This window comes from Actinoplanes sp. NPDC089786 (assembly GCF_040684855.1).
Taxonomy (GTDB): Bacteria; Actinomycetota; Actinomycetes; order Mycobacteriales; family Micromonosporaceae; genus Actinoplanes.
In genome coordinates, this window is sequence record NZ_JBFBGU010000001.1 from 1,382,812 (window position 1) to 1,403,441 (window position 20,630).

Annotated in this window: 12 protein-coding genes and 1 pseudogene; 7 read left to right on the forward strand and 6 right to left on the reverse strand. The window is 70.8% G+C overall.

What is annotated here, in order from left to right; translation table 11 throughout:
* Positions 1-66: 66 nt before the first annotated feature.
* Positions 67-1,296 carry a gluconolaconase gene (locus AB0O15_RS06735; RefSeq protein WP_364314965.1) on the forward strand — a complete coding sequence of 410 codons (1,230 nt, stop codon included), beginning with the start codon at positions 67-69 and terminating at the stop codon, positions 1,294-1,296.
* 21 nt (positions 1,297-1,317) lie between these two features.
* On the forward strand, positions 1,318-1,530 hold the full coding sequence (locus AB0O15_RS06740) for a hypothetical protein (protein WP_364314968.1): 213 nt from the start codon (positions 1,318-1,320) through the stop codon (positions 1,528-1,530).
* On the opposite strand, the gene AB0O15_RS06745 is transcribed toward AB0O15_RS06740, so the two are convergent.
* Entirely contained in the window at positions 1,514-2,362 is an 849-nt protein-coding gene (locus tag AB0O15_RS06745) for a hypothetical protein (protein WP_364314971.1), read from the reverse strand. The genes AB0O15_RS06740 and AB0O15_RS06745 overlap by 17 nt on opposite strands.
* A 120-nt stretch (positions 2,363-2,482) precedes the next feature.
* Here AB0O15_RS06745 and AB0O15_RS06750 point away from each other — a divergent pair, with 120 nt between their 5' ends.
* The 3 genes and pseudogenes from AB0O15_RS06750 to AB0O15_RS06760 form a co-directional block, all read left to right on the forward strand.
* Positions 2,483-4,150 carry a methylmalonyl-CoA mutase family protein gene (locus AB0O15_RS06750; RefSeq protein WP_364314974.1) on the forward strand — a complete coding sequence of 556 codons (1,668 nt, stop codon included), beginning with the start codon at positions 2,483-2,485 and terminating at the stop codon, positions 4,148-4,150.
* A gap of 144 nt (positions 4,151-4,294) precedes the next feature.
* Positions 4,295-5,221, forward strand: a complete 927-nt coding sequence (locus AB0O15_RS06755) for a tetratricopeptide repeat protein (protein WP_364314977.1) — start codon at positions 4,295-4,297, stop codon at positions 5,219-5,221.
* Between the two features lie 32 nt (positions 5,222-5,253).
* A pseudogene (locus tag AB0O15_RS06760) lies at positions 5,254-6,147 on the forward strand (arginase family protein); the annotation flags it as partial.
* Between the two features lie 1,379 nt (positions 6,148-7,526).
* Here the strand turns inward: AB0O15_RS06760 and AB0O15_RS06765 are convergent.
* The gene (locus AB0O15_RS06765) at positions 7,527-9,419 is read right to left on the reverse strand and encodes a penicillin-binding transpeptidase domain-containing protein (RefSeq protein WP_364314980.1); all 1,893 of its coding nucleotides are present in this window, start codon (positions 9,417-9,419) and stop codon (positions 7,527-7,529) included.
* A 227-nt stretch (positions 9,420-9,646) separates the two neighbouring features.
* Here AB0O15_RS06765 and AB0O15_RS06770 point away from each other — a divergent pair, with 227 nt between their 5' ends.
* Both AB0O15_RS06770 and AB0O15_RS06775 read left to right on the forward strand, forming a co-directional pair.
* A complete protein-coding gene (locus AB0O15_RS06770) occupies positions 9,647-14,578 on the forward strand; it encodes an NAD-glutamate dehydrogenase (protein ID WP_364314983.1) in 4,932 nt (1,643 codons plus the stop codon).
* 45 nt (positions 14,579-14,623) lie between these two features.
* Complete coding sequence (locus tag AB0O15_RS06775; RefSeq protein WP_364314986.1) at positions 14,624-16,909, forward strand: heavy metal translocating P-type ATPase; 2,286 nt, start codon at positions 14,624-14,626, stop codon at positions 16,907-16,909.
* A gap of 496 nt (positions 16,910-17,405) precedes the next feature.
* Here the strand turns inward: AB0O15_RS06775 and AB0O15_RS06780 are convergent, their stop codons facing one another.
* The 4 genes from AB0O15_RS06780 to AB0O15_RS06795 form a co-directional block, all read right to left on the reverse strand.
* A complete protein-coding gene (locus AB0O15_RS06780) occupies positions 17,406-18,101 on the reverse strand; it encodes a TetR family transcriptional regulator (RefSeq protein WP_364314988.1) in 696 nt (231 codons plus the stop codon).
* Entirely contained in the window at positions 18,082-18,507 is a 426-nt protein-coding gene (locus AB0O15_RS06785; protein WP_364314991.1) for a DCC1-like thiol-disulfide oxidoreductase family protein, read from the reverse strand. Before AB0O15_RS06785 ends, AB0O15_RS06780 begins: the two co-directional genes overlap by 20 nt.
* The gene (locus tag AB0O15_RS06790) at positions 18,504-18,974 is read right to left on the reverse strand and encodes a hypothetical protein (RefSeq protein WP_364314994.1); all 471 of its coding nucleotides are present in this window, start codon (positions 18,972-18,974) and stop codon (positions 18,504-18,506) included. Before AB0O15_RS06790 ends, AB0O15_RS06785 begins: the two co-directional genes overlap by 4 nt.
* A gap of 105 nt (positions 18,975-19,079) precedes the next feature.
* Positions 19,080-20,519 (reverse strand): glycoside hydrolase family 3 N-terminal domain-containing protein, encoded by a 1,440-nt coding sequence (locus tag AB0O15_RS06795; protein ID WP_364314997.1) that lies wholly within the window; start codon positions 20,517-20,519, stop codon positions 19,080-19,082.
* Positions 20,520-20,630: the final 111 nt, after the last annotated feature.

The following is a 20,630-nucleotide window of genomic DNA, read 5'->3' on the forward strand; positions in this document are numbered from 1 at the left end:
CTGTTAGCCGGTGGACTGGCGCTCACCGCGTGTTCGTCACCGTCATCCTCGTCATCTTCCTCAGTTGTGCCTTCCGCCGGGACCTCGCTGGCCGAAACCACCGTTCGCGCTCCTGCGGGCACCGATGCCGCGCCGTTCGACCAGGCCCGCCGGCTCCAGGCCCCGCCCGGCTGGACGGTGACCGTCTGGGCGCGGGTCGAGGGCGCGCGCCTGCTGGCCTGGACCCCCGACCGGCGGCTGCTCGTCTCACGACCCAAACTCGGCGACGTGGTCGCCCTGGCACCCGGGAACGGCGACGCCGCACCAACCGCCAGCACCCTGGTCACCGGCCTGAACCAGCCCCACGGCCTGGCCTTCCACGGCGACACGCTCTACCTGGCCGAGAGCGACCAGGTCGACGCCTACACCTACGCGGCCGGAAAGGTGTCCGGCCGCCGCGTCGTCATCGACGGCCTGCCCGACGCCAAGAGCCCCGAACTCGGCGGCCAGTACGCGCACGCGCTGAAGAGCGTCACCGTCGGCCAGGACGGCGCGCTCTACGTCTCGGTCGGCTCGACCGGCAACATCTCGGCCGAGGACCGCGACGCCACCCCCGAACGCGCCACCATCCTCCGGGCCCCCGCCGGCGGGGGCCGGCCCACCGTGTTCGCCCGGGGCGTCCGCAACGGCACCGGCCTGGCCGTCGACCCCGACGGCGCGGTGTGGACCGCGGTCAACAACCGGGACAACATCGGCTACCCGCACCAGGGCGACAATCAGGGCAAGGTCATCCCCGCGTACGTCAACGACCACCCGCTCGAGCCCCTGGCCCGGCTCCAGCAGGGACGTGATCTCGGCTGGCCGTACTGCAACCCCGACCCCGACGTGAAGCCGGGCCAGGAGAACTCGCCGCTCAGCTACACGGCCCGACCCTTTGTGCGGGACATTCAGACCAATGCGGATGGCGCCAAACTCGACTGTGCGACGTTGCCTCCGGTCGAGCAGGGCATGGGGGCGCATTCGGCTCCGCTGGGTCTGAGTTTCGCGGTGTCGCCCGGGCTGGGCGGCGCGTACGGGGCTGGCGCGCTGGTTGGCGTACACGGCTCGTGGAACCGCAACCCGCCTCGCCCGCCTGAGGTCTCGTTCTTCGCCTGGCGTGATGGAACGCTGGGGCCTCAGCAGACGTTGCTGACCGGGTTTCAGGTGGCGGACGGGTCGCGCTGGGGGCGGCCGGTGATGGCTGTGCAGGGGCCTGACCGGGCTCTTTACGTGAGCGACGACCTGGCCGGCGCTGTTTATCGCGTCACCGCGCCGTAAGGCTTCCGGTCGCGCCGGGCCGTGGCCCTGCTGCCGGCGCTGCTGACCGCGGCGTTGCCTCAGGTCGCCACCCATCACCTGACCGAGGAACGTCTCCAGCGCACCATCTTCTCGGCCGCCCGCGCGTCCTCGGTGGAGGGCCCGGCCGTCGTCGCCGTGCGGGACGCGCTGCGCCACGCCGCGCTGGCGGCCGCCGCCGACCGTGACGACGTCGAGGTCATCCCGCGTTCCTGAGGAGGAAGGTCACCCAGCCGACGTACGGGCGCCACCCGCCGGCGATCGACTCGAGGCGGGCCAGCGGCGGCTCGGGGCCGAGGTCGTAGAGGTCGCCCATGATGTGGTGCAGCTGGGGCGTCTCGCGGGGGAACAGGTCGACGGTGCCGGCGCCGCGGATCAGGGTCAGTTCGGCCGAGAACGGGCCGATGCCGGGGAGTTTCTTGAGATGCGCGAGCGCCTCGTCGACGGTCATCGAGCGGAGCAGGTCCACGTCGAGGTCGCCGGCCGCGGCCGCCTCGCCCAGGGCGCGCAGGTTCTCCACCTTGCGGATCGTCATGCCCGGCATCGGCTCGAGCGTGGCCAGCCGCTCGGGCGTCGGGAACGAGAAGGACACGTGGTCGCCGAAGTCGACCCGGTCGCCCAGGTCCTCGGCCAGGCGGCGGCGCAGGGTCGCGCCCTGGCTGCGCGAGATGCGGTGGGTCAGCAGGGCCCAGGCCGCCGCTTCGTACGCGCTGCCGAACAGCACCGGCCGCAGCCCGGGGAACTGGCGCTGCAGGTCGCCGACCACCTCGTCGCGTTCGCCGACGGCGCCGAAGCCGCGGCCGTCCACGTCCAGTGACAGGATCCGGCTCACCTGGCCGGCGATGTCGGCCGGTGCGAGACCGCCCGGGTTGGACACCACGTGCCCGGTCAGGTCGTCGCCGATCCACACGCCGACCGTCGACCACGTACCGTCGGCGGGGAACACCAGCTCCACCCGGGGCGCGCCGTCGAAGGCCGGGAACGACTCCTGGAAGCGCGCGGCCTCGGCCAGCGAGAACGGCCCCTGCGCCGACAGCTGAAAGTTCATCCCCGCATCAAATCACCTAGGGTCTGTCCTGCCGATCAACCGGGGCCCCGCCTCGCTCTCGGCTGATCGGCAGGACAGAACCTAACCGATCGTTCAGTTCCTGCCCTTAGGATGTGGCTCATGGACGCAGCGGACATCGTCGCCGGTCGGGAGCGCTGGCAGCGGCGCTACGACGCGGCTCGGAAACGGGACGCCGACTTCACCACGCTTTCCGGTCTGAATGTCGACCCGGTGTACGGCCCGCGTGGTGATCACCCGGGCTTCGACCGGATCGGCTGGCCGGGCGAGTTCCCGTACACCCGGGGCCTCTATCCCACCGGCTATCGCGGCCGGACCTGGACCATCCGCCAGTTCGCGGGCTTCGGCAACGCGCGCCAGACCAACGAGCGCTACAAGATGATCCTGGCCGCGGGCGGCGGCGGGCTGAGCGTGGCCTTCGACATGCCGACGCTGATGGGCCGCGACTCCGACGAGCCGCAGTCGCTGGGCGAGGTCGGGCACTGCGGCGTGGCGATCGACTCGGCCGCCGACATGGACGTCCTCTTCGACGGCATCAAGCTGGAGGACGTCACCACGAGCATGACGATCTCGGGGCCGGCCGTCCCGGTCTTCGTGATGTACCTGGTGGCCGCCGAGCGGCAGGGCGCCACGCTGCGGAACCTCGACGGCACCCTGCAGACCGACATCTTCAAGGAGTACATCGCGCAGAAGGAGTGGCTGTTCCCGCCCGAGCCACACCTGCGCCTGATCGGCGACCTGATGGAATACTGCGCGGCCGAGATCCCGCGCTACAAGCCGCTGTCGGTGAGCGGCTACCACATCCGCGAGGCCGGCTCGACCGCCGCGCAAGAGCTCGCCTACACCCTCGCCGACGGTTTCGGGTACGTCGAACTGGGCCTCAGCCGCGGGCTGGACGTCAACACGTTCGCGCCCGGCCTGTCGTTCTTCTTCGACGCGCACATCGACTTCTTCGAGGAGATCGCCAAGTTCCGGGCGGCCCGGCGGATCTGGGCCCGCCACCTGCGTGACGACTACGGCGCGACCAGCGAGAAGGCGCTGTGGCTGAAGTTCCACACCCAGACGGCGGGGGTCAGCCTCACCGCCCAGCAGCCGGTCAACAACGTGGTGCGCACCGCGGTCGAGGCGCTGGCCGCGATCCTCGGCGGCACCAACTCGCTGCACACCAACGCGCTCGACGAGACGCTCGCACTGCCCACCGACGAGTCGGCCGAGATCGCGCTGCGTACCCAACAGGTGCTTTTGGAGGAGACCGGCGTGGTCAACGTCGCCGACCCCCTCGGCGGCAGCTGGTACCTCGAGGAGCTGACCGACCGGATCGAGGCCGAGGCGGAGGAGATCTTCACCCGCATCCGCGAGCTGGGCGACGACGGCAGCATGACCGCGGGCATCCTGCGCGGCATCGAGGACGGCTGGTTCACCGCCAACATCGCCGAGGCGGCGTTCGTCTACCAGCAGGCCCTGGAGAAGGGTGACAAGCGGATCGTCGGGGTCAACGCCCACACCAGCACCGTCGCGAGCGAGCTGGAGATCCTGCGGGTCTCACACGAGGTCGAGGTGGTGCAACGGCGCGAGCTGGCCGATCGCAAGAACAACCGCGATGGGGTACGCCTCCGTCAGGCGCTCGATCGCCTGGTCGAGGCCAGCCGTTCCGACGAGAACATGATCCCGCCGATGCTGGAGGCGGCCCGGGCCGAAGCCACCCTCGGCGAGATCTGCGGCGCCCTCAAGGACGAATGGGGCATCTATCGCGAGCCCGCCCGCTTCTGACCGCCCAGAGGTGTTGCCTATAGGTGCGCAGAGCTGCTCTGCGCACCTATGGGCACCACCGGCCGGGGTCGCCGATGTGACGTCGGATATCACCTGCCCGGCGGCGCGGCCGACAAACTGCTCTGCGTGCGAGACTAGGGAACCATGAGCGACCCACGGAGCACTCCGTCGATCTTCACCCGCGGCGCGGTCGATCTCAGCGCGCTGCGCCCCGCTCCGGCCCGCCCGGCCCCGTCCGGTCCGCCCGCCGCCGCCCCGCCGGCGGCCGACGGCGCACCCCAGGCCCCGCCCGCCGCGATCGGCGCCGCCGTCATCGAGGTGACCGAGGCCAACTTCCAGACCGAGGTGCTCGAGCGTTCCCTAAGTACCCCGGTGCTGCTCGACTTCTGGGCCGACTGGTGCGAGCCGTGCAAGCAGCTGTCGCCGGTGCTCGAGAAGCTGGCGGCCGAGGGCGGCGGTGCCTGGGTGCTCGGCAAGGTCGACGTCGACGCCAACCCGCGGCTGGCCCAGGCGCTGCGTGTGCAGGGCATCCCGATGGTGGTGGCGGTGGTCGGCGGCCAGCTCGTCGAGGGCTTCACCGGGGTGCTGCCCGAGGCCCAGGTCCGGCAGTACGTCGACGCGGTCCTCAAGGCCGGTGGCGTGGCCGTGACCCCGGCCGAAGACCCGCGTCTCGACGCCGCCGACGACGCGCTGATGACCGGCGACCTCGATGAGGCCGAGGCGGCGTACAAGAAAATCCTGGCCGAGACCCCGCAAGATCACGCCGCCGAGTCCGGCCTGGCCCAGGTCGAGCTGTACCGCCGGATCCAGGGCGTGGACGCCGCCACGGCGATGGCCAAGGCCGAGGCCGACCCCGACGGCCTCGCGGCGCAACAGCTGGCCGCCGACATCGAGGTGCTCAGCGGGCAGGCGCCGGAGGCCTACCAGCGCCTGGTCGCCCTGGTCAAGCGCACCAGCGGCGACGAGCGCGACGAGGTCCGCAAACATCTGCTGTCGCTGTTCACGGTGGCCGGACCGGACGACCCGGCGGTGTCCGAGGCTCGCCGCGCCCTGGCCCGCGCCCTGTTCTGAAGAAGAATGGCCTAGGAAGGGGAGGGCCCCGCATGCGCCGTATCGCCATCCTCGACGCACCGTCCAATCTCGGTCTGCGCCCGCCGACCGTGACGTCGGTGCCGGGGTGCGCCAAGGCGCCCGGGGCCCTGCGTGACCACGGCCTGCTCGATCGGCTGCACGCCCGGGACGCCGGCTGCCTCACGCCGCCGCGCTACGACCCGGGCGACTGGCGCCCTGGTGACGGGGTGTGCCACGCCGAGCAGATCAATGCATACTCCCGCCGCCTGGCCGACCGGATCGCCGACATCCTCGATGCCGGCGAGTTCCCGGTGGTCCTCGGGGGCGACTGCTCGATCGTGATCGGTTCCGGTCTGGCCATGCACCGGCTCGGCGCCGAGATCGGCGGGCGCATCGGCCTGGTCTTCGTCGACGGCCACTCCGACTTCCGTCACCCCGGCAACGCGTCCTACGTGGGCGCGGCCGCCGGCGAAGACCTGGCCCTGGTCACCGGCCGCGGCCAGCCCGACCTGGCGGCCATCGAGGGCCGGCGCCCCTACTACCGCGACATCGACGTGGTGGTCATGGGCATCCGCGCCCAGGACGAGTACCGCCTCGACCTCCAGGCCGCCGGCATCGTCACCCGCCCGGTCCCCGCCCTGCGGGCCGAGGGCGCCGCCCGCAGCGCCCAGTGGGCCCGCGACCAGCTGGTCGACTGCGCCGGCTACTGGGTCCACGTGGACATGGACGTCCTCGACCCGGCCGTGATGCCCGCGGTCGACGCGCCGTCACCCGGTGGCATCGCCTTTCCCGAGCTCGAGCTGCTGCTGGCCGGCCTGGTCGACACGCCCGACTGCCTCGGCGTGGAGATCACCGTCTTCGACCCCGACTACGACCACGACGGCTCGTACGCCGCGGAGATCGTCTCGACCCTCGTCGCCGGCTTGTCGCCCCTGCGGACGGCCCCGGCCCGCCCCGACCTCGACGCCGCCCGCCAAGACCTGGCCGAGCCTCCCGCAACCGACCCGGTGACCGAGTCCGCCGCCTGGGCCGCCGAACGCTCCGCCACCAACCCGGCCACCACCGTGGCGCCCGCCAACCTCACCACGGACCTGGTGGTCGCCGACGTCGCCACCGGCCCGGCTACGACGAACGTGGTCGCCGACCCGGTCGCGACAGACGTAGACCGCGACCCGGTCCCGTCCAGCCTGCCCAACGACGCCGTCGCGGCGGACGTGATCGACGACCCGGTGACGACCGACCTGGCCGACGACCCGGTGACGGCGGACGTGGTGGCCGACCCGGTGACGACCGACCTGGCCGACGACCCGGTGACGGCGGACGTGGTGGCCGACCCGGTGACGACCGACCTGGTCGACGACTCGGTGTCGACCGATCTGGCCGACGACTCGAGTGTGGCCGACCTCGTCGACGGGTCGGCTGTGTCCGACGTCGCCGATCGGACCGCTTCCGTGGAGCCCTCGACCGACCCCGGCCAGGGGGAGAACGACGAGGACGACGCCGACCAGGACGACGCCGACCAGGACCTCGGAGACGAGGATCCGCTCGAGACTTCGGAGGAGCCGACGCCGGTCGAGTCCACCGACGAGGCCGAACCGACCGACGAGGCCGAGCTGAGTGAGCCTGCGGCCGAGGCCGAACCCATCGAGGCTGGCGCGGACTCCGAGCTGATCGAGGCGGCCGACGAGGCCGTCCCTGCGGGGCCTGCCACGGCGGCCGAGCTCGCAGACCTGGCCGACCAGTGGGGCGACGAGGTCAAGGCCGAGACAACCGACAACACCGTCAAAACCGACTCACCGAACGAGCCGATCAAGACCGAGACGGACGACACCGTCGCGGCTGATACGGACGACACCCTCGCAGCTGAGCCGGAAGACATTATCGAGGCTGAGGCCGGTGCCGCCGAGCCGGACACAGACCCCGCAGCCGAGGACGAGCCCCGCGCCGAGGACGAGTCGCAGGAGGACGAGCCTGAGCTGGAGCCCGCCGCCAAGCTCAACGGCAGGGGCCGGGGCGACGCCGCGCCGGGCCGGCCGATCGTGCCGCGCCCGTTGGGGTCCGCGCCGCTGCTCGACTCCGAGCCGTTGCCGGCCACCCGCCCCGGGATGCTGCGTCCGCGGCCGCCGGAGGACAGCGGCTTCAGCCTGCCCGTCCAGCGCCCGGCCTTCGATCTCGGCTCCGGGGAACCGGCCGACATCGCCTAGCGCCGCCGCGGTGCCTATGTGCGCTCAGAGCAGCTCTGAGCGCATATAGGCAACAGGGAGCGAGCGGTCAGGCGTTCAGGGCGGTCAGGCGTTCAGGGCGGTCAGGCGTTCAGTGCGGTCAGGAAGCGGGACGCGACCGGCACGGCGGCCTCGGCGCCGGCGCCGCCCTTCTGGACCATCACCGCGAACGCGATGTCGCCCTGCCAGCCGACGAACCAGGAGTGCGTGTCGGTCGAGCCGGCCGCGAACTCGGCCGAGCCCGTCTTGCCGTACACCGGCTTGCCCTTGATGCTCTTCAGCGCCTTGCCGGTGCCGGACGTCACCACCTCGCGCATCATCGCCCGCAGCGGGTCGACGGCGGCCTTGTCGAGCGCGGAACCCTCGGCCGCGGGCTTGGGCGGAGCGGGGTCGAGCACCAGCTTGGGCTGCACGAACTTGCCGCGCGCGACCGACGCCGTGGCGCCGGCCATGGCGAGCGGGCTGACCGCGGTCTGACCCTGGCCGAAGCTGGCCTGGGCGAGCTCGGCCGGACTGTCGGCGGGGGACGGCTTGCCGCTGGACGCGGGCACGCCCAGGTCCCATTCGGCGCCCAGGCCGAGGGAGGCCGCCGCGGTCTTGAGACCGTCCGCGCCGAGTTTGGGCGCGAGGTTCACGAACGCGGTGTTGCACGACTTGGCGAAGTCGGTGTGGAACGGGACCTTGCCCAGCGCCATGTCGTTCGCGTTCTTGAACGTCTTGCCGCCGACCGCGATGCTCTTCGGGCAGTCGGCGGTGGCGTCGGGGGTGACCGCCTTCTTCTGGAGCAGGCCGAGCGCCGAGACCATCTTGAACGTCGAGCCGGGCGGCACCTTGCCGGTGAGCGCCACGTTGTCACTGCCGCCGTCGGGGCCGTTGCTGACCGCGAGGACCGCCGAGTCGCTGATGCGTACGGCGACCAGGGCGCTGGGCTGCTTCTCGGCCGCGGTGGCCTGGTCGGCGGCGGTCTGGGTGCGTACGTCGATGGTGGTCTTGACCGGCGTGCCGGGCACCGGTTTCGTGCTGTAGACCTGGGCCGGGTCTTCGCCGCCGCGCCGGATCACCACGGACAGGCCGGCGGTGCCGCGCAGCTTCACGTCGTACCTCTGCTGGAGCCCGCCGTGTCCCACCTTCTCACCCTGGGTGAGGGTGTTCTGACTGCGGTCGATGTCCTCGGCGGTGGCCAGGTCGACGGTGCCGAGCAGGGCGCGGGCGAACATGCGGCTCGGCGCCAGCTCGCGCTGCTCCTCGGGGAACGTGGTGCCGGGCAGCGAGCGTACCTGGGACCTGATCTTGAGGTAGTCCTCGCGCCGGACCGTGATGATGTCGACGCGGCTGTTCTCCGGCGCCTTCTTGATGCGGGCGGGGAGGTCCTTGAGGGTCAGCGTGACGTTGATCTTCTTCAGGGCCGCGGTGAGCCCGGCGGTCAGCGCGCGCACGTCGGTGACCTTGACCGGGTCGAGGGCGATGGTGACCACCGGCCGCGGTGTCACGATCGGCTTGCCGGCCCCGTCGAGGATGGTGGCCCGCTCGGCGGCGACCCGGCGCAACGCGAGCTTGTCCCCGCCGACCAGGTCTTTCTGCACGATCGAGGGCTCCCAGATGACCCGCCAGCCGTCGCTGTTGCGCTTGGTCAACCGGACCGTGCTCGGGTACGACCAGAGCACGCCCCCGGGGAGCGTCCAGTCGATCTTGATCGCGCTGGTCGCGATCTCGCCGGTCTCCTTGGTGTCGCCCGACCGGCTGACCACCAACGAGTTGACCGGCAGCTCACCGGCCAGCCCGGTGAGCTCGGTGGTGACGTCGGCCGCCTTCATCGGCGCCCCGGCCGCCGTGACAAAGCCCACCTTTGACATGTCGCCCGATCTCCAGCCGGCCAGGAAGTCGTCGAGCGTGTCGCCCGGGCCGTCGGATCCGCAGGCAGCGGCGCCGCCACCGAGCATCACGAGGCCGATGAGGGCCGCGAGGCCACGCCGCATCGTTTTTCCTTCCGAGGGGTACAAGACGTCGAGAAACTTAGCGAACGGTAATCACATCTCGGCCGCAAGACTGTCCTGCGGTGGGTGATCTGTATCAAATTCCTTCCCGGATCGGCACTTTCGCGACCTTGGCGTGACCGACGCCCCGGACTCCGGTCGGAGCCACGTCGTAGGCTGTGCGGGACGTGTTTAGCCCACAGAGCCGTGGGCTGAGGGGAGTGCCAGGCATGGCCGTCGCCGACGAGGCAGCAACCGATTCCGACCCTGAGATCGACTTCGTACCGGGTCCCGGGCTGGCTGTGACGGGCCGGCTCGGCACATCCGAGGACAGCGAGCTCGAGGAACCGTTGCCGAATGCCGAGCGGCTGGTGGCCGAGGCGGTGGCGCTGTCCGGCGCCGACCACGTGTCGGCGTCCCTGGTCGATCGCTTCTGGCGGTTCGCGCCCGACGAGGAACTGGTCGGGTTCACCGCCGACGAGATGCATGCCGCCGCGCTGCAACACCGCGAACTGGCCGCCTCCCGGCTGCCCGGCGAGCTGAAGCTCGACATCAGCCCGCCCGGCCGCGAGGAGCCGCGGACGGTGGTGTCGATCGTCACCGACGACATGCCGTTCCTGGTCGACTCGGTCATCGCGCTGCTCACCGCCCACCAGCTCGAGGTGCACCTGCTGGTTCACCCGCTGATCGTGGTGCGCCGCGAGCCGCTGGGCGCGTTGTCCCAGGTGGAGGCCGAGGTCGAGCCCGACGACGCGATCGACGGCGACCTGGTCGAGAGCTGGATCCGGATCGAGATCGACCCGGTGCGGGACCCGGCCGCCCGCGAGCAGCTGCACAACGAGGTGCGGCGGGTGCTCACCGACGTCCGGGACGCGGTCGAAGACTGGCCGAAGATGCGCCAGCGGGCCCTGGTGATCGCCGACGAGCTGGCCGCCGCGCGTGGTTCCGAGCACAAGCTGCCGGTGCCCGACAAGGACGTCACCGACTCGGTCGAGCTGCTCAAGTGGCTGGCCGCCGACCACTTCACGTTCCTCGGCTACCGCGAATACGTCCTGCGCGACGACGTCCTGCACACCGTCGAGGGCAGCGGCCTGGGCATTCTGCGCGGCCCGGGCACGCCGCGGGCGTTGTCGTCGATGACCCCCGAGGCCTATCAGCGCGCGCTCGAGCGCCGCCTGCTGGTGATCACCAAGGCGAACTCGCGGGCCACCGTGCACCGGTCGTCCTACCTCGACTACATCGGCGTCAAGGTCTTCGACGAGAACGGTGTGGTGGTCGGCGAGCGTCGCTTCCTCGGCCTGTTCTCCAGCTCGGCCTACCGCACCAGCGTCCGTGAGCTGCCGGTGGTCCGCCGCAAGGTGGGCGAGGTCCTCGACCGCTCCGGCCTGTCCCCGCGCGGGCACAGCGGGAAAGACCTGCTCCAGATCCTCGAGACCTACCCGCGCGACGAGCTCTTCCAGATCAAGACCGACGATTTGTACGAGGCGGTGATCGGCGTCCTGCGGATGGCCGGCCGCCGCCAGCTGCGGCTGTTCCTGCGCCGGGACGGCTACGGCCGGTTCATCTCGTGCCTGGTCTACCTGCCCCGCGACCGGTTCACCACCCAGAACCGGCTCTGCATGCAAGAGATCCTGCTGCGCGAGCTGAACGGCATCGGGGTCGACTACACCACCCGGGTGACCGAGCGGATGCTCGCCCGGGTGCATTTTGTCGTCCGCACCGACCCGGCCGACCCGCCCGGCCAGGTCGACCCGAACGCGCTGGCCGAGCTGCTGGCCGACGCCACCCGCATCTGGGACGACGACTTCTCCCTGGTGCTTGAGCGCAAGCTCGGCGAGGAGCCGGCCAAAGACCTGTTCGCGCGGTACGCGACAGCGTTCCCGGACAGCTACAAGGACGGTCACACGCCGTACGAGGCGGTGCAGGACCTGGCCAAGCTGGAGCTGCTCGAGGAGCCCGGCCAGCTCGAGATGCACCTCTACCGCAAGCGGCGGCTGGGCACGACCGGCGAGCCCGAGCCCGACGACCACGACGTGCGGTTCAAGGTCTATCGGTACGGCGAGCCGATGATGCTGTCGGCCGTGCTGCCGGTGCTGCACTCGCTCGGCGTCGAGGTGGTCGACGAGCGGCCGTACGAGGTGCGCCGGCCCGACGGCACGGTGTACCTGTACGACTTCGGGCTGCAGCCGCCGACCGAACACCGTGACCTCTCCGAGGTGCGTCCCCAGGTCGAGAACGCGTTCGCCGCCACCTGGCGTGGCGAGGCCGAGGTGGACGGGTTCAACGAGCTGGTGCTGCGCTGCGGTCTGACCTGGCGGCAGGCGGTCGTGCTCCGGGCGTACGCGAAATATCAGCGGCAGACCGGAACCCTCTTCTCCCAGCGTTACGTCGAGTCGACCTTCGTGGCCTATCCCGAGATCGCGCGCCTGCTGGTGCGGCTTTTCGAGACCCGGTTCTCGCCGCAGCTGGTGGTCGGCGAGCAGGAACGAACCCGGCTCTCCGGCGAGCTGGCCGAGCAGGTCACCGAGCTGCTCGACGGGGTCGAGAGCCTCGATCAAGATCGCATCCTGCGGTCGTACCTGACGATGATCCAGGCGACCCTGCGCACCAGCTTTTTCCAGCGCGGCCCCGATCAGCGACCCAAGTCCTACATCGCGTTCAAGCTCGATCCCCAGGCGATCCCGGGCCTGCCACAGCCCCGCCCGAAGTACGAGATCTTCGTCTACTCGCCTCGGTTCGAGGGCGTCCACCTGCGGTTCGGTGCGGTGGCCCGGGGCGGCCTGCGCTGGTCCGACCGCCGGGAAGACTTCCGCACCGAGATCCTCGGCCTGGTCAAGGCCCAGATGGTCAAGAACGCGGTGATCGTGCCGGTCGGCGCCAAGGGCGGCTTCGTGCTGAAGCAGAAGCCGGGCGATCGAGACGAGGCGGTGGCCTGCTACCGCCGGTTCATCACCGCCCTGCTCGACGTCACCGACAACATCCAGTCCGGCAAGATCGTGCCGCCGCGTGAGGTGGTCCGGCACGACGCCGACGACCCCTACCTGGTCGTGGCGGCCGACAAGGGCACGGCCACGTTCTCCGACATCGCCAACGAGATCTCGGTCGGCAAGGACTTCTGGATGGGCGACGCGTTCGCCTCCGGCGGCTCGGCCGGCTACGACCACAAGAAGATGGGCATCACCGCCCGCGGCGCGTGGGAGTCGGTCAAGAAACACTTCCGCGACATGGGTACGGACACGCAGACGCAAGACTTCACCGTGGTCGGCGTGGGCGACATGTCCGGTGACGTGTTCGGCAACGGGATGCTGCTGTCCGAACACATCCGGCTGGTGGCCGCCTTCGACCACCGGCACATCTTCCTCGACCCCGACCCGGACGCCGCCACCTCGTTCGCCGAGCGGCAGCGGCTGTTCGACCTGCCCCGGTCGAGCTGGTCCGACTACGACACCTCGACGGTCAGCGAGGGCGGTGGGGTCTATCCGCGTGCGGCCAAGTCGATCCCGATCTCGCCGCAGGTGCGGGCCGCGCTCGACCTGGGCGAGGTGACCGCGATGAGCCCGGCCGAGCTGATGCGCGCGATCCTGCTGGCCCCGGTCGACCTGCTGTGGAACGGCGGCATCGGCACGTACGTGAAGGCGGCCGCCGAGACGCACGCCGACGTCGGCGACAAGGCCAACGACCCGATCCGGGTCAACGGCCGCGACCTGCGGGCCCGGGTGGTCGGTGAGGGCGGCAACCTGGGCCTCACCCAGCGGGGCCGGATCGAGTTCGCCCGTAACGGCGGCCGGATCTTCACCGATTTCATCGACAACACGGCCGGGGTCGACTGCTCCGACCACGAGGTGAACATCAAGATCCTGCTCGGCGGCGCGGTCGCCGACGGCGAGATGACCCTGCCCGAGCGCGACGAGCTGCTGGCCACGATGACCGACGAGGTCGCCGCGCTGGTCCTGCGGGACAACTACGAGCAGGCGATGGCGCTCAGCAACGCCACCTCGCAGGCCCACTCGCTGCTGCCGGTGCACCGGCGGATGCTCACCGACATGGAACGCTCCGGTCACCTCAACCGCGAGCTGGAGGCGCTGCCCACCGACGACGAGCTCGCCGTACGGCACGAGGCGGGCGACGGCCTCACCGCACCGGAGTTCGCCGTGCTCCTGGCGTACGTGAAGATCGGTCTTGAACGTGAGGTTCTGGCCGACAGCCTGGTCGACGAGCCGTGGACGAACCAGGTCCTGGCCCACTACTTCCCGACGCCGCTGCGGGAGCGGTTCGCCGGCCGCATGGCCGGACACCGGCTGCGCCGCGAGATCATCGCGACCGTCCTGGTCAACGAGGTGGTCAACCGCGGCGGGACGTCGTTCGTGTTCCGCGCGATGGAAGAGAGCGGGGCGTCCGCGGCCGACGTGGTCCGCGCCTACATGGTGGTCCGCGAGGTGTACGGCCTGAACGACATTTGGCACGCGACCGAGCAGCTCGACCACCAGGTGCCGACGACGGCCCAGGTCAAGGTCTATCTGGAGTCGCGGCGGCTGCTCGACCGCGCCACCCGCTGGCTGGTCAGCAACCGGCGCTCGCCGATCGACGTGTCGGGCGAGATCGAGCGGCTCGGCCCGGGCGTCGGTGTCCTGCTCGGGGCGCTGTCCGACGTGCTGGTCGGCAACGAGCGCGAGTCGCTGGACAACCACGTCGCCCGCATCACCGGCCTGGGCGTCCCGGCCGATCTCGCCGAGCGGGTCGCGCACGTGGTCTACGGCTTCGGGTTCTTCGACATCCTGGAGACGGCGAAGGGCACCGAGCGTGACCTGATCGAGGTGGCGAAGGTGTACTTCGTGATCTCCGAGCGGTTCCAGATCGACGCGCTGCTGTCGCACATCTCCAAGCTGCCGCGCAACGACCGCTGGCAGACGCTGGCCCGAATGGCGCTGCGCTACGACCTGTACGCCGCGCTGGCCGGGCTGACCGCCGAGGTGTTGCAGTCGACATCGGGCGAGGCGACGCCGGAAGATCGGGTCTCCGAGTGGGAACACGAGAACGCGGCCTCGATCGCCCGGGCCGGCAACGCGATGGGCAACGTCGAGGACACGCCGGCCGACCTGGCGGCGCTGTCCGTGCTGCTGCGCCAGATCCGCACCTTGGTCAAGACCTCGGCGGCGCGGTGAGCTTGTAGGTAGGTACGGGTACCCCCTTGGGGTATGGTGGGTCGCATGGAGCGGCTCATCGAGCTCAACGTGGGTGGGATGACGTGCGCGGCGTGCGCCAATCGCATCGAGAAGAAGCTCAACCGGCTGGACGGGGTCACCGCGACGGTGAACTACGCCACCGAGAAGGCGCGGGCGCGCGTCCCGGAGTCCATCTCGGAAGACGACCTGATCGCGGTGGTGGAGAAGACCGGATATACCGCCTTCATCGACTCTCCGGCTGCCCCGCCGGCCGCGGCTGACCCGCTGCGTACCCGGCTGATCCTGTCGGTCCTGCTCAGCGTGCCGGTGATCGTGCTGGCCATGGTCCCGGCCTGGCAGTTCGACTACTGGCAGTGGCTGTCGCTGACCCTCGCCGCGCCGGTCGTCGCGTACGGTGGCTGGCCCTTCCACCGGGCCATGGCGGTGAACCTGCGGCACGGCGCGGCGACCATGGACACGCTGGTGTCGCTCGGGACGCTGGCCGCCTTCGGCTGGTCGGTGTGGGCGCTGTTCGTCGGCGACGCCGGGATGCCCGGGATGACCCACCCGTTCTCGCTGACCGCCCGCGGCGGCGACGCCATCTACCTGGAGGCGGCCGCCGGCGTGACCACGTTCCTGCTGGCCGGCCGCTACCTGGAGGCGCGGGCGAAGCGGCGGGCGGGCGACGCGCTGCGGTCGCTGCTGTCCCTCGGCGCCAAGACGGTGACGGTGGTGCGCGCCTCGGTGTCCACCGAGATCCCGATCGACCAGCTGTTGGTCGGTGACACGTTCGTGGTGCGGCCGGGCGAGAAGGTCGCCACCGACGGCGTGGTCGTGGACGGCGCCTCCGCCCTCGACCTCAGCCTGATCACCGGCGAGTCGGTGCCGGTCGAGGTGCGCGCCGGCGACCCGGTGATCGGCGCCACCGTGAACGCCGGCGGGCGCCTCCTGGTGCGGGCGACCCGGGTCGGGGCGGACACCCAGCTGGCCCAGATGGCCCGCCTGGTCGAGGCGGCCCAGGACGGCAAGGCGGCCGTGCAGCGCCTGGCCGACCGGATCGCGGCGGTATTCGTGCCGGTGGTGCTGGCGCTGGCGGCCGGGACGCTCGGCTACTGGCTGGGCACGGGCGGGGGCGTCACCGGCGCCTTCACCGCGGCGGTGGCCGTACTGATCATCGCCTGCCCTTGTGCTCTCGGCCTGGCCACGCCGACGGCCCTGCTCGTGGGGACGGGCCGCGGCGCCCAGCTGGGCATCCTGATCCGCGGCGTGACGGCCCTCGAGTCGACCCGCCACGTCGACACGATCCTGCTCGACAAGACCGGCACGGTCACGACCGGCGTGATGTCGGTGGTCGAGGTACTGCCCGCGGCTGTTCCGCCAGCGCTTCCGGCGGCACTTTCCCCAGGGCTTCCGGGGGCACTTCCCGCGGCGCTTCCGGCGGCGCTTCCCGCGGCGCTTCCGGCGGCGCTTCCCGCGGCCGACGTGCCCTCGCCGGCGGCGGCGCTTTCGGCGGCGGACCTGCTTCGGCTGGCCGGGGCGGTCGAGGCGGCGTCGGAGCATCCGCTCGGCCGGGCGATTGCCGCCGCCGCGGAGGCCGAGGGTCCGCTCCCGCCGGTGAAAGACTTCCAGGCGACGGCCGGGGTAGGAGTCCGCGGCACGGTCGAAGGCCGGACCGTCGAGGTCCGCCGAGCCGCCTCCGCCGGACGCGACGGCACGGACGAGCCGCCGGCGCGCGTGGCGACCTGGGTCGACGTGGTGGTGGACGGCCGCGTCGAGGGTCGGATCGCGCTCGCCGACGCGGTGCGGCCGACCAGCGCCGCCGCCATCCGCGGTCTGCGCGACCTCGGACTGGACCCGATCCTGCTGACCGGCGACGCCGAGCCGGTGGCGAAGGCGGTCGCCGCCGAGGTAGGCATCGAGCGGGTGATCGCCGGAGTCATGCCGGCGGGCAAGGTCGGGGCGGTCAGCGAACTGCAGGCGCGGGGCCGCTCGGTGGCCATGGTCGGCGACGGCGTGAACGACGCGGCCGCCCTGGCCCAGGCCGACCTGGGCCTGGCCATGGGTGCCGGCACCGACGTGGCGATCGAGGCGTCCGACCTGACCCTGGTCCGAGGCGACCTGACCGCGGCGGTCGACGCGGTCCGCCTCTCCCGCCGCACCCTGAACACCATCCGAGGCAACCTCTTCTGGGCCTTCGCCTACAACGTGGCCGCCATCCCGCTGGCCGCCGCCGGGCTGCTCAACCCCATGATCGCCGGCGCCGCGATGGCCCTGAGCTCGATCTTCGTGGTCCTCAACAGCCTCCGGCTACGAACGTTCAAAGCCGCCTGACCCCTGCGGCGCCGCCGCGCCCGAGGCGGTTCCGCGGCATCCGGAGTAGTGCCCCCATCCAAGGGTCCGCGGACGGCTGGCGAGTGCGCCAGGCTGGGTGACCGAGCATCCCCAACAAAGCCTCAAAAAGGAAAAATGAGGTCGCCGCGCCGCCACCTCCCCCACCCCGGCACTGGGTGGGCCGGAAAGGTAGCGCGGACTTGTGACGGGACCGAGAACTATCCACAGGGCCGGGGAAGAAAAGCGACGAGCCGGGCACTCAGCGATCGCTCCCGAGATCGACCGTGTGCCCGGCTCGCCCTGTTGTCACAGCCCGATTCGAACTGGTCCCGAAGTTCGAATCCGGCTGCGACGTCCCCAGATCCACCTGCCGACATGACGCTACGTGGCGGTAACTACGCGGCGGAAGATCCATCTGCGCAAACCATCCGTTCGGCCAGGCCGAATCCCCCAAGAGGGTAGCTCTCAGTAATTGCAGAGCGATGACCGAGAGTGATCAGTCGCGACGGAGGGAATCGATCAGGGTCAGGATCTGGCGCAGGGCCGGGCGCAGGACGCGCAGGCGGGACAGGGCCACCAGGCGGTCGATCAGGGGCACCGCGCCGTCGATCAGGCGGCGGGTGCGGCGCTGGCCGGGGGACTGGTCGTAGACCCAGAACAGCACCACGCCCATCCACCCCAGCCAGAGCAGCTCGGGCAGCTCCCGCCGCAGCTCGGGGTCGAGCTTGGCCGACGAACCCTCGACCACGTCACGGAACACGTCGATCGCCGCCTCCCGGGCCGGCGACGACTCCCGTGAGAACGGGCTCAGCGGGGACGTGGGCTCGGCCGCCGTCTTGAAGAACGTGGCGGCGAACGAGTGGTACGGCGCGTTCACGTCGATGCCGGCGTGCATCGTCGCGCGCAGCCGGGCGGCGAAATCGCGCTCCGACGACAGGACCGGCGCCACGGCCGCCCGGATCGACGACTGGCTGCGGTCGTAGAACCCCTGGATCAGGTGTTCCTTGGAGTCGAAGTAGTAGTACGCGTTGCCGACCGCGACGCCGGCCTCCTTGGCGATGGCACGCATCGTCGTCTCGGCGTACCCACGCTCGCGGAACAGCCTGAGCGCCGTCTCCAGGATCAGTTGCCGAGTCTGCTCGCCCCGCGCACGACTCCGGCGGGGCGGTGCGTCATCGGCAGGTGTCGTCACACACGTCACCGTAGTCCGCCCCACGAGTCTGGCGTCGGACGGCGCTCGCCGCCCGGATGAACTTGCGCGCCGCGGGCAGCAGCGCCGGCGTGCCCAGCCGCTCGGCCATCCCGCGGTAGTCGGCCAGCGTCCACAGGCAGGCCAGCCACGCGCCGTCATCGGCGTACACCTCACCCTGGTCGCTGATCACGGTCAGATCGCGCAGGGTCGCGGTGTGGTCCAGGCCGGGAAAGCGGGCCCGGGCCTCGGCGGAGCCGGCGGCGACAAACGCGAGGGGTACGAGCTGAGCACGGCTCTCGAGCCACCGATGGGCGGTACGGCAGATCGGGCAGCCCTCGTCGTACAGCACCGTGAAGAAACCGATCCGGCCGGCCCCGTGACCGGCCGGATCGGGCGACACCGTCATGCGGGGGCCGGGGGAGGGACGGCGGGGTGGCTCGGCCAGGTTCCGCCGGCGGCCGGATTCGGCGGCTGCTGCGGGTGACCGGGGAGGCGGCCGATCGGCGGCAGGGGCGGCTGCTGCTGTTGCTGGCGCAGGCGGCCCCGGCGGTAGCGGTTGAGGAAGAAGACGTTGAAGAAGTGCAGGACGCCCAGGACGAGCAGCACCAGGCCGATCTTCCAGCTCAGGGTCTCGAGTGCCTTGGCGGCGTTGGGGATGGTCGAGGTGGAGGTCATCGCCACGGCCACGTAACCCAGGTTGAGCAGGTAGAAGCCCATCACCAGGAGCTGATTCACCGCCCGGGCCAGTTTGCTGTCCTGGAAGACGTCTTCCAGGAAGACCATGCCGTTTCTGGACAGCGTGGTGGCTACCCAGACGGTCAGGCCGACGCTGATCGCCAGGTAGGCGAGGTACATCCAGACCTTGTGGTCCATGCTCTTCTTCTCCCTTGAACGTGTTCAACTACATCCTGGACCCATTGTTGAACGTGTTCAAGTGTGGGGGTGGTCACGAACCCGCGGTGGGCACGCTTCGGTGGGTTAGCGCAGGCCCAGAGCCTCGGCTGCGGCCTGGCTGTTGGCCTGGGAGGCGCCGTGGGTGGTGATGAAAGCTGAGGCGCCCTGCGGGCGCCAGGGGGAAGGCCAGCCCATTTCGACCACGGCTACGCGGTGCGTTTTGATCAGGGTCTCGATCAGGGATCTGGCCTCGGGGCTCTGGTGGATTCGGCGGCCGGCGACTATCACCGGGCGATCCTCGGGAGCCCAGGAAGGGTCGATCTCTGAAGGGGGCGCAACGAAGAGCAGCCGGTGATGGGCCAGGGGGGCCAGGCCCCAGGGGACGTTGCCCTCGGCTATGGAATGCGGGGCGTCCAGTTGGATCACGGTGGCGTTGGCCAGGCGTGTCGTGTCGCCCTCGATGTGGATGGCTTGGCGGGCCGCTTCCAGGCCGATGGTGGGGTTGTGCGGTGCGGGGAGTGGCGGGCGGTTGGCCCAGTTGGCCAGGGCTGCTGTGCGGGTGGCGGCGTCTTCCAGGCGGGCTGTTGGCAAGGTGCCGTCAGCTACTGCCTGAGCTATCTCTTCCAGGACGTGGTCGATCAGCTCGGGCGAGACGCGGGCGCCCAGGCACAGAAGGTCGGCGCCGGCCGTGAGGGCTCTTACCGCTGCGGCGCCTACGCTGCCGGCGGCCAGGACGGCGGCGGCCATCTCCAAGGCGTCGGTGATGATCGCGCCTTGGAAGGCCAGTTCCTGGCGGAGCAGGGTTTGGAGGATTGCCGGACTGAACGTGGCGGGGGCGTCGCCGGTCAGCGAAGGGATGCGGATGTGGGCGGTCATGACGGCCTGGGTTCCGGCCTCGATGGCTGCGCGGAAGGGCGGCAGGTCTCTCGTGGCCAGGGTCGCGCGGTCAGCGGCGATTGTCGGCAGTGAGGTGTGCGAGTCGGCTGTGGTGGAGCCGTGGCCGGGGAAGTGTTTGGCGCACGCGGCTACGCCGGTGGATTGGAGACCCCTGACCGCGGCGGCGGTGTGGCGGGCTGTCAGGTGGGGGTCGGCGCTGAAGGCTCGGGTGCCGATCGCGGGGTTGTGGGTGGTGGTGTTGACGTCGGCGGTAGGGGCGAGGTTGAGGTTGACGCCGACGGTGGTCAGATCGGTGCCTACTGATTGGTAGATGTCGTGGGTCAGCCGGGTGTCGTCGATTGCGCCTAGGGCGGTGTTCCCGGGATATGGACTGCCGGTCGCGGCGGCGAGGCGGGTCACGTCGCCGGCTTCCTCGTCTATCGCTACCAGGACATCGGGTCGTACGGACCGCAATTCCGCGGTGAGACTGGACAACTGAACCGGTTTGGTTATGTTACTCGCGAACAGCGTTTGCCCCGCCAGGCCATCGCTGAGGAGCCGCAGTGACCATCCGGGCGCGGCCGGGCCGGGAAAAGCGGCCAGCAGCGTCCGAAGGGCGAGACGACGGAGCCCGGAGTCGATCGACATGCTGTCCCCTTCCGCGAACAGACCGGGGAATCCCCGGTTCACGCGATTGCTCGATGCCCATTCGCATCCTCGCTGCATATCCTCGCCTGGGTGACCGGCCGCGGCTCCGGA

Bases quoted from the DNA above. Each gene is read 5' to 3' on its own strand.
- AB0O15_RS06745 (WP_364314971.1), bottom strand. From the start codon at position 2,362: ATGAACTTTCAGCTGTCGGCGCAGGGGCCGTTCTCGCTGGCCGAGGCC.
- AB0O15_RS06750 (WP_364314974.1), top strand. From the start codon at position 2,483: ATGGACGCAGCGGACATCGTCGCCGGTCGGGAGCGCTGGCAGCGGCGC.
- AB0O15_RS06755 (WP_364314977.1), top strand. From the start codon at position 4,295: ATGAGCGACCCACGGAGCACTCCGTCGATCTTCACCCGCGGCGCGGTC.
- AB0O15_RS06765 (WP_364314980.1), bottom strand. From the start codon at position 9,419: ATGCGGCGTGGCCTCGCGGCCCTCATCGGCCTCGTGATGCTCGGTGGC.
- AB0O15_RS06770 (WP_364314983.1), top strand. From the start codon at position 9,647: ATGGCCGTCGCCGACGAGGCAGCAACCGATTCCGACCCTGAGATCGAC.
- AB0O15_RS06775 (WP_364314986.1), top strand. From the start codon at position 14,624: ATGGAGCGGCTCATCGAGCTCAACGTGGGTGGGATGACGTGCGCGGCG.
- AB0O15_RS06785 (WP_364314991.1), bottom strand. From the start codon at position 18,507: ATGACGGTGTCGCCCGATCCGGCCGGTCACGGGGCCGGCCGGATCGGT.
- AB0O15_RS06790 (WP_364314994.1), bottom strand. From the start codon at position 18,974: ATGGACCACAAGGTCTGGATGTACCTCGCCTACCTGGCGATCAGCGTC.
- AB0O15_RS06795 (WP_364314997.1), bottom strand. From the start codon at position 20,519: ATGTCGATCGACTCCGGGCTCCGTCGTCTCGCCCTTCGGACGCTGCTG.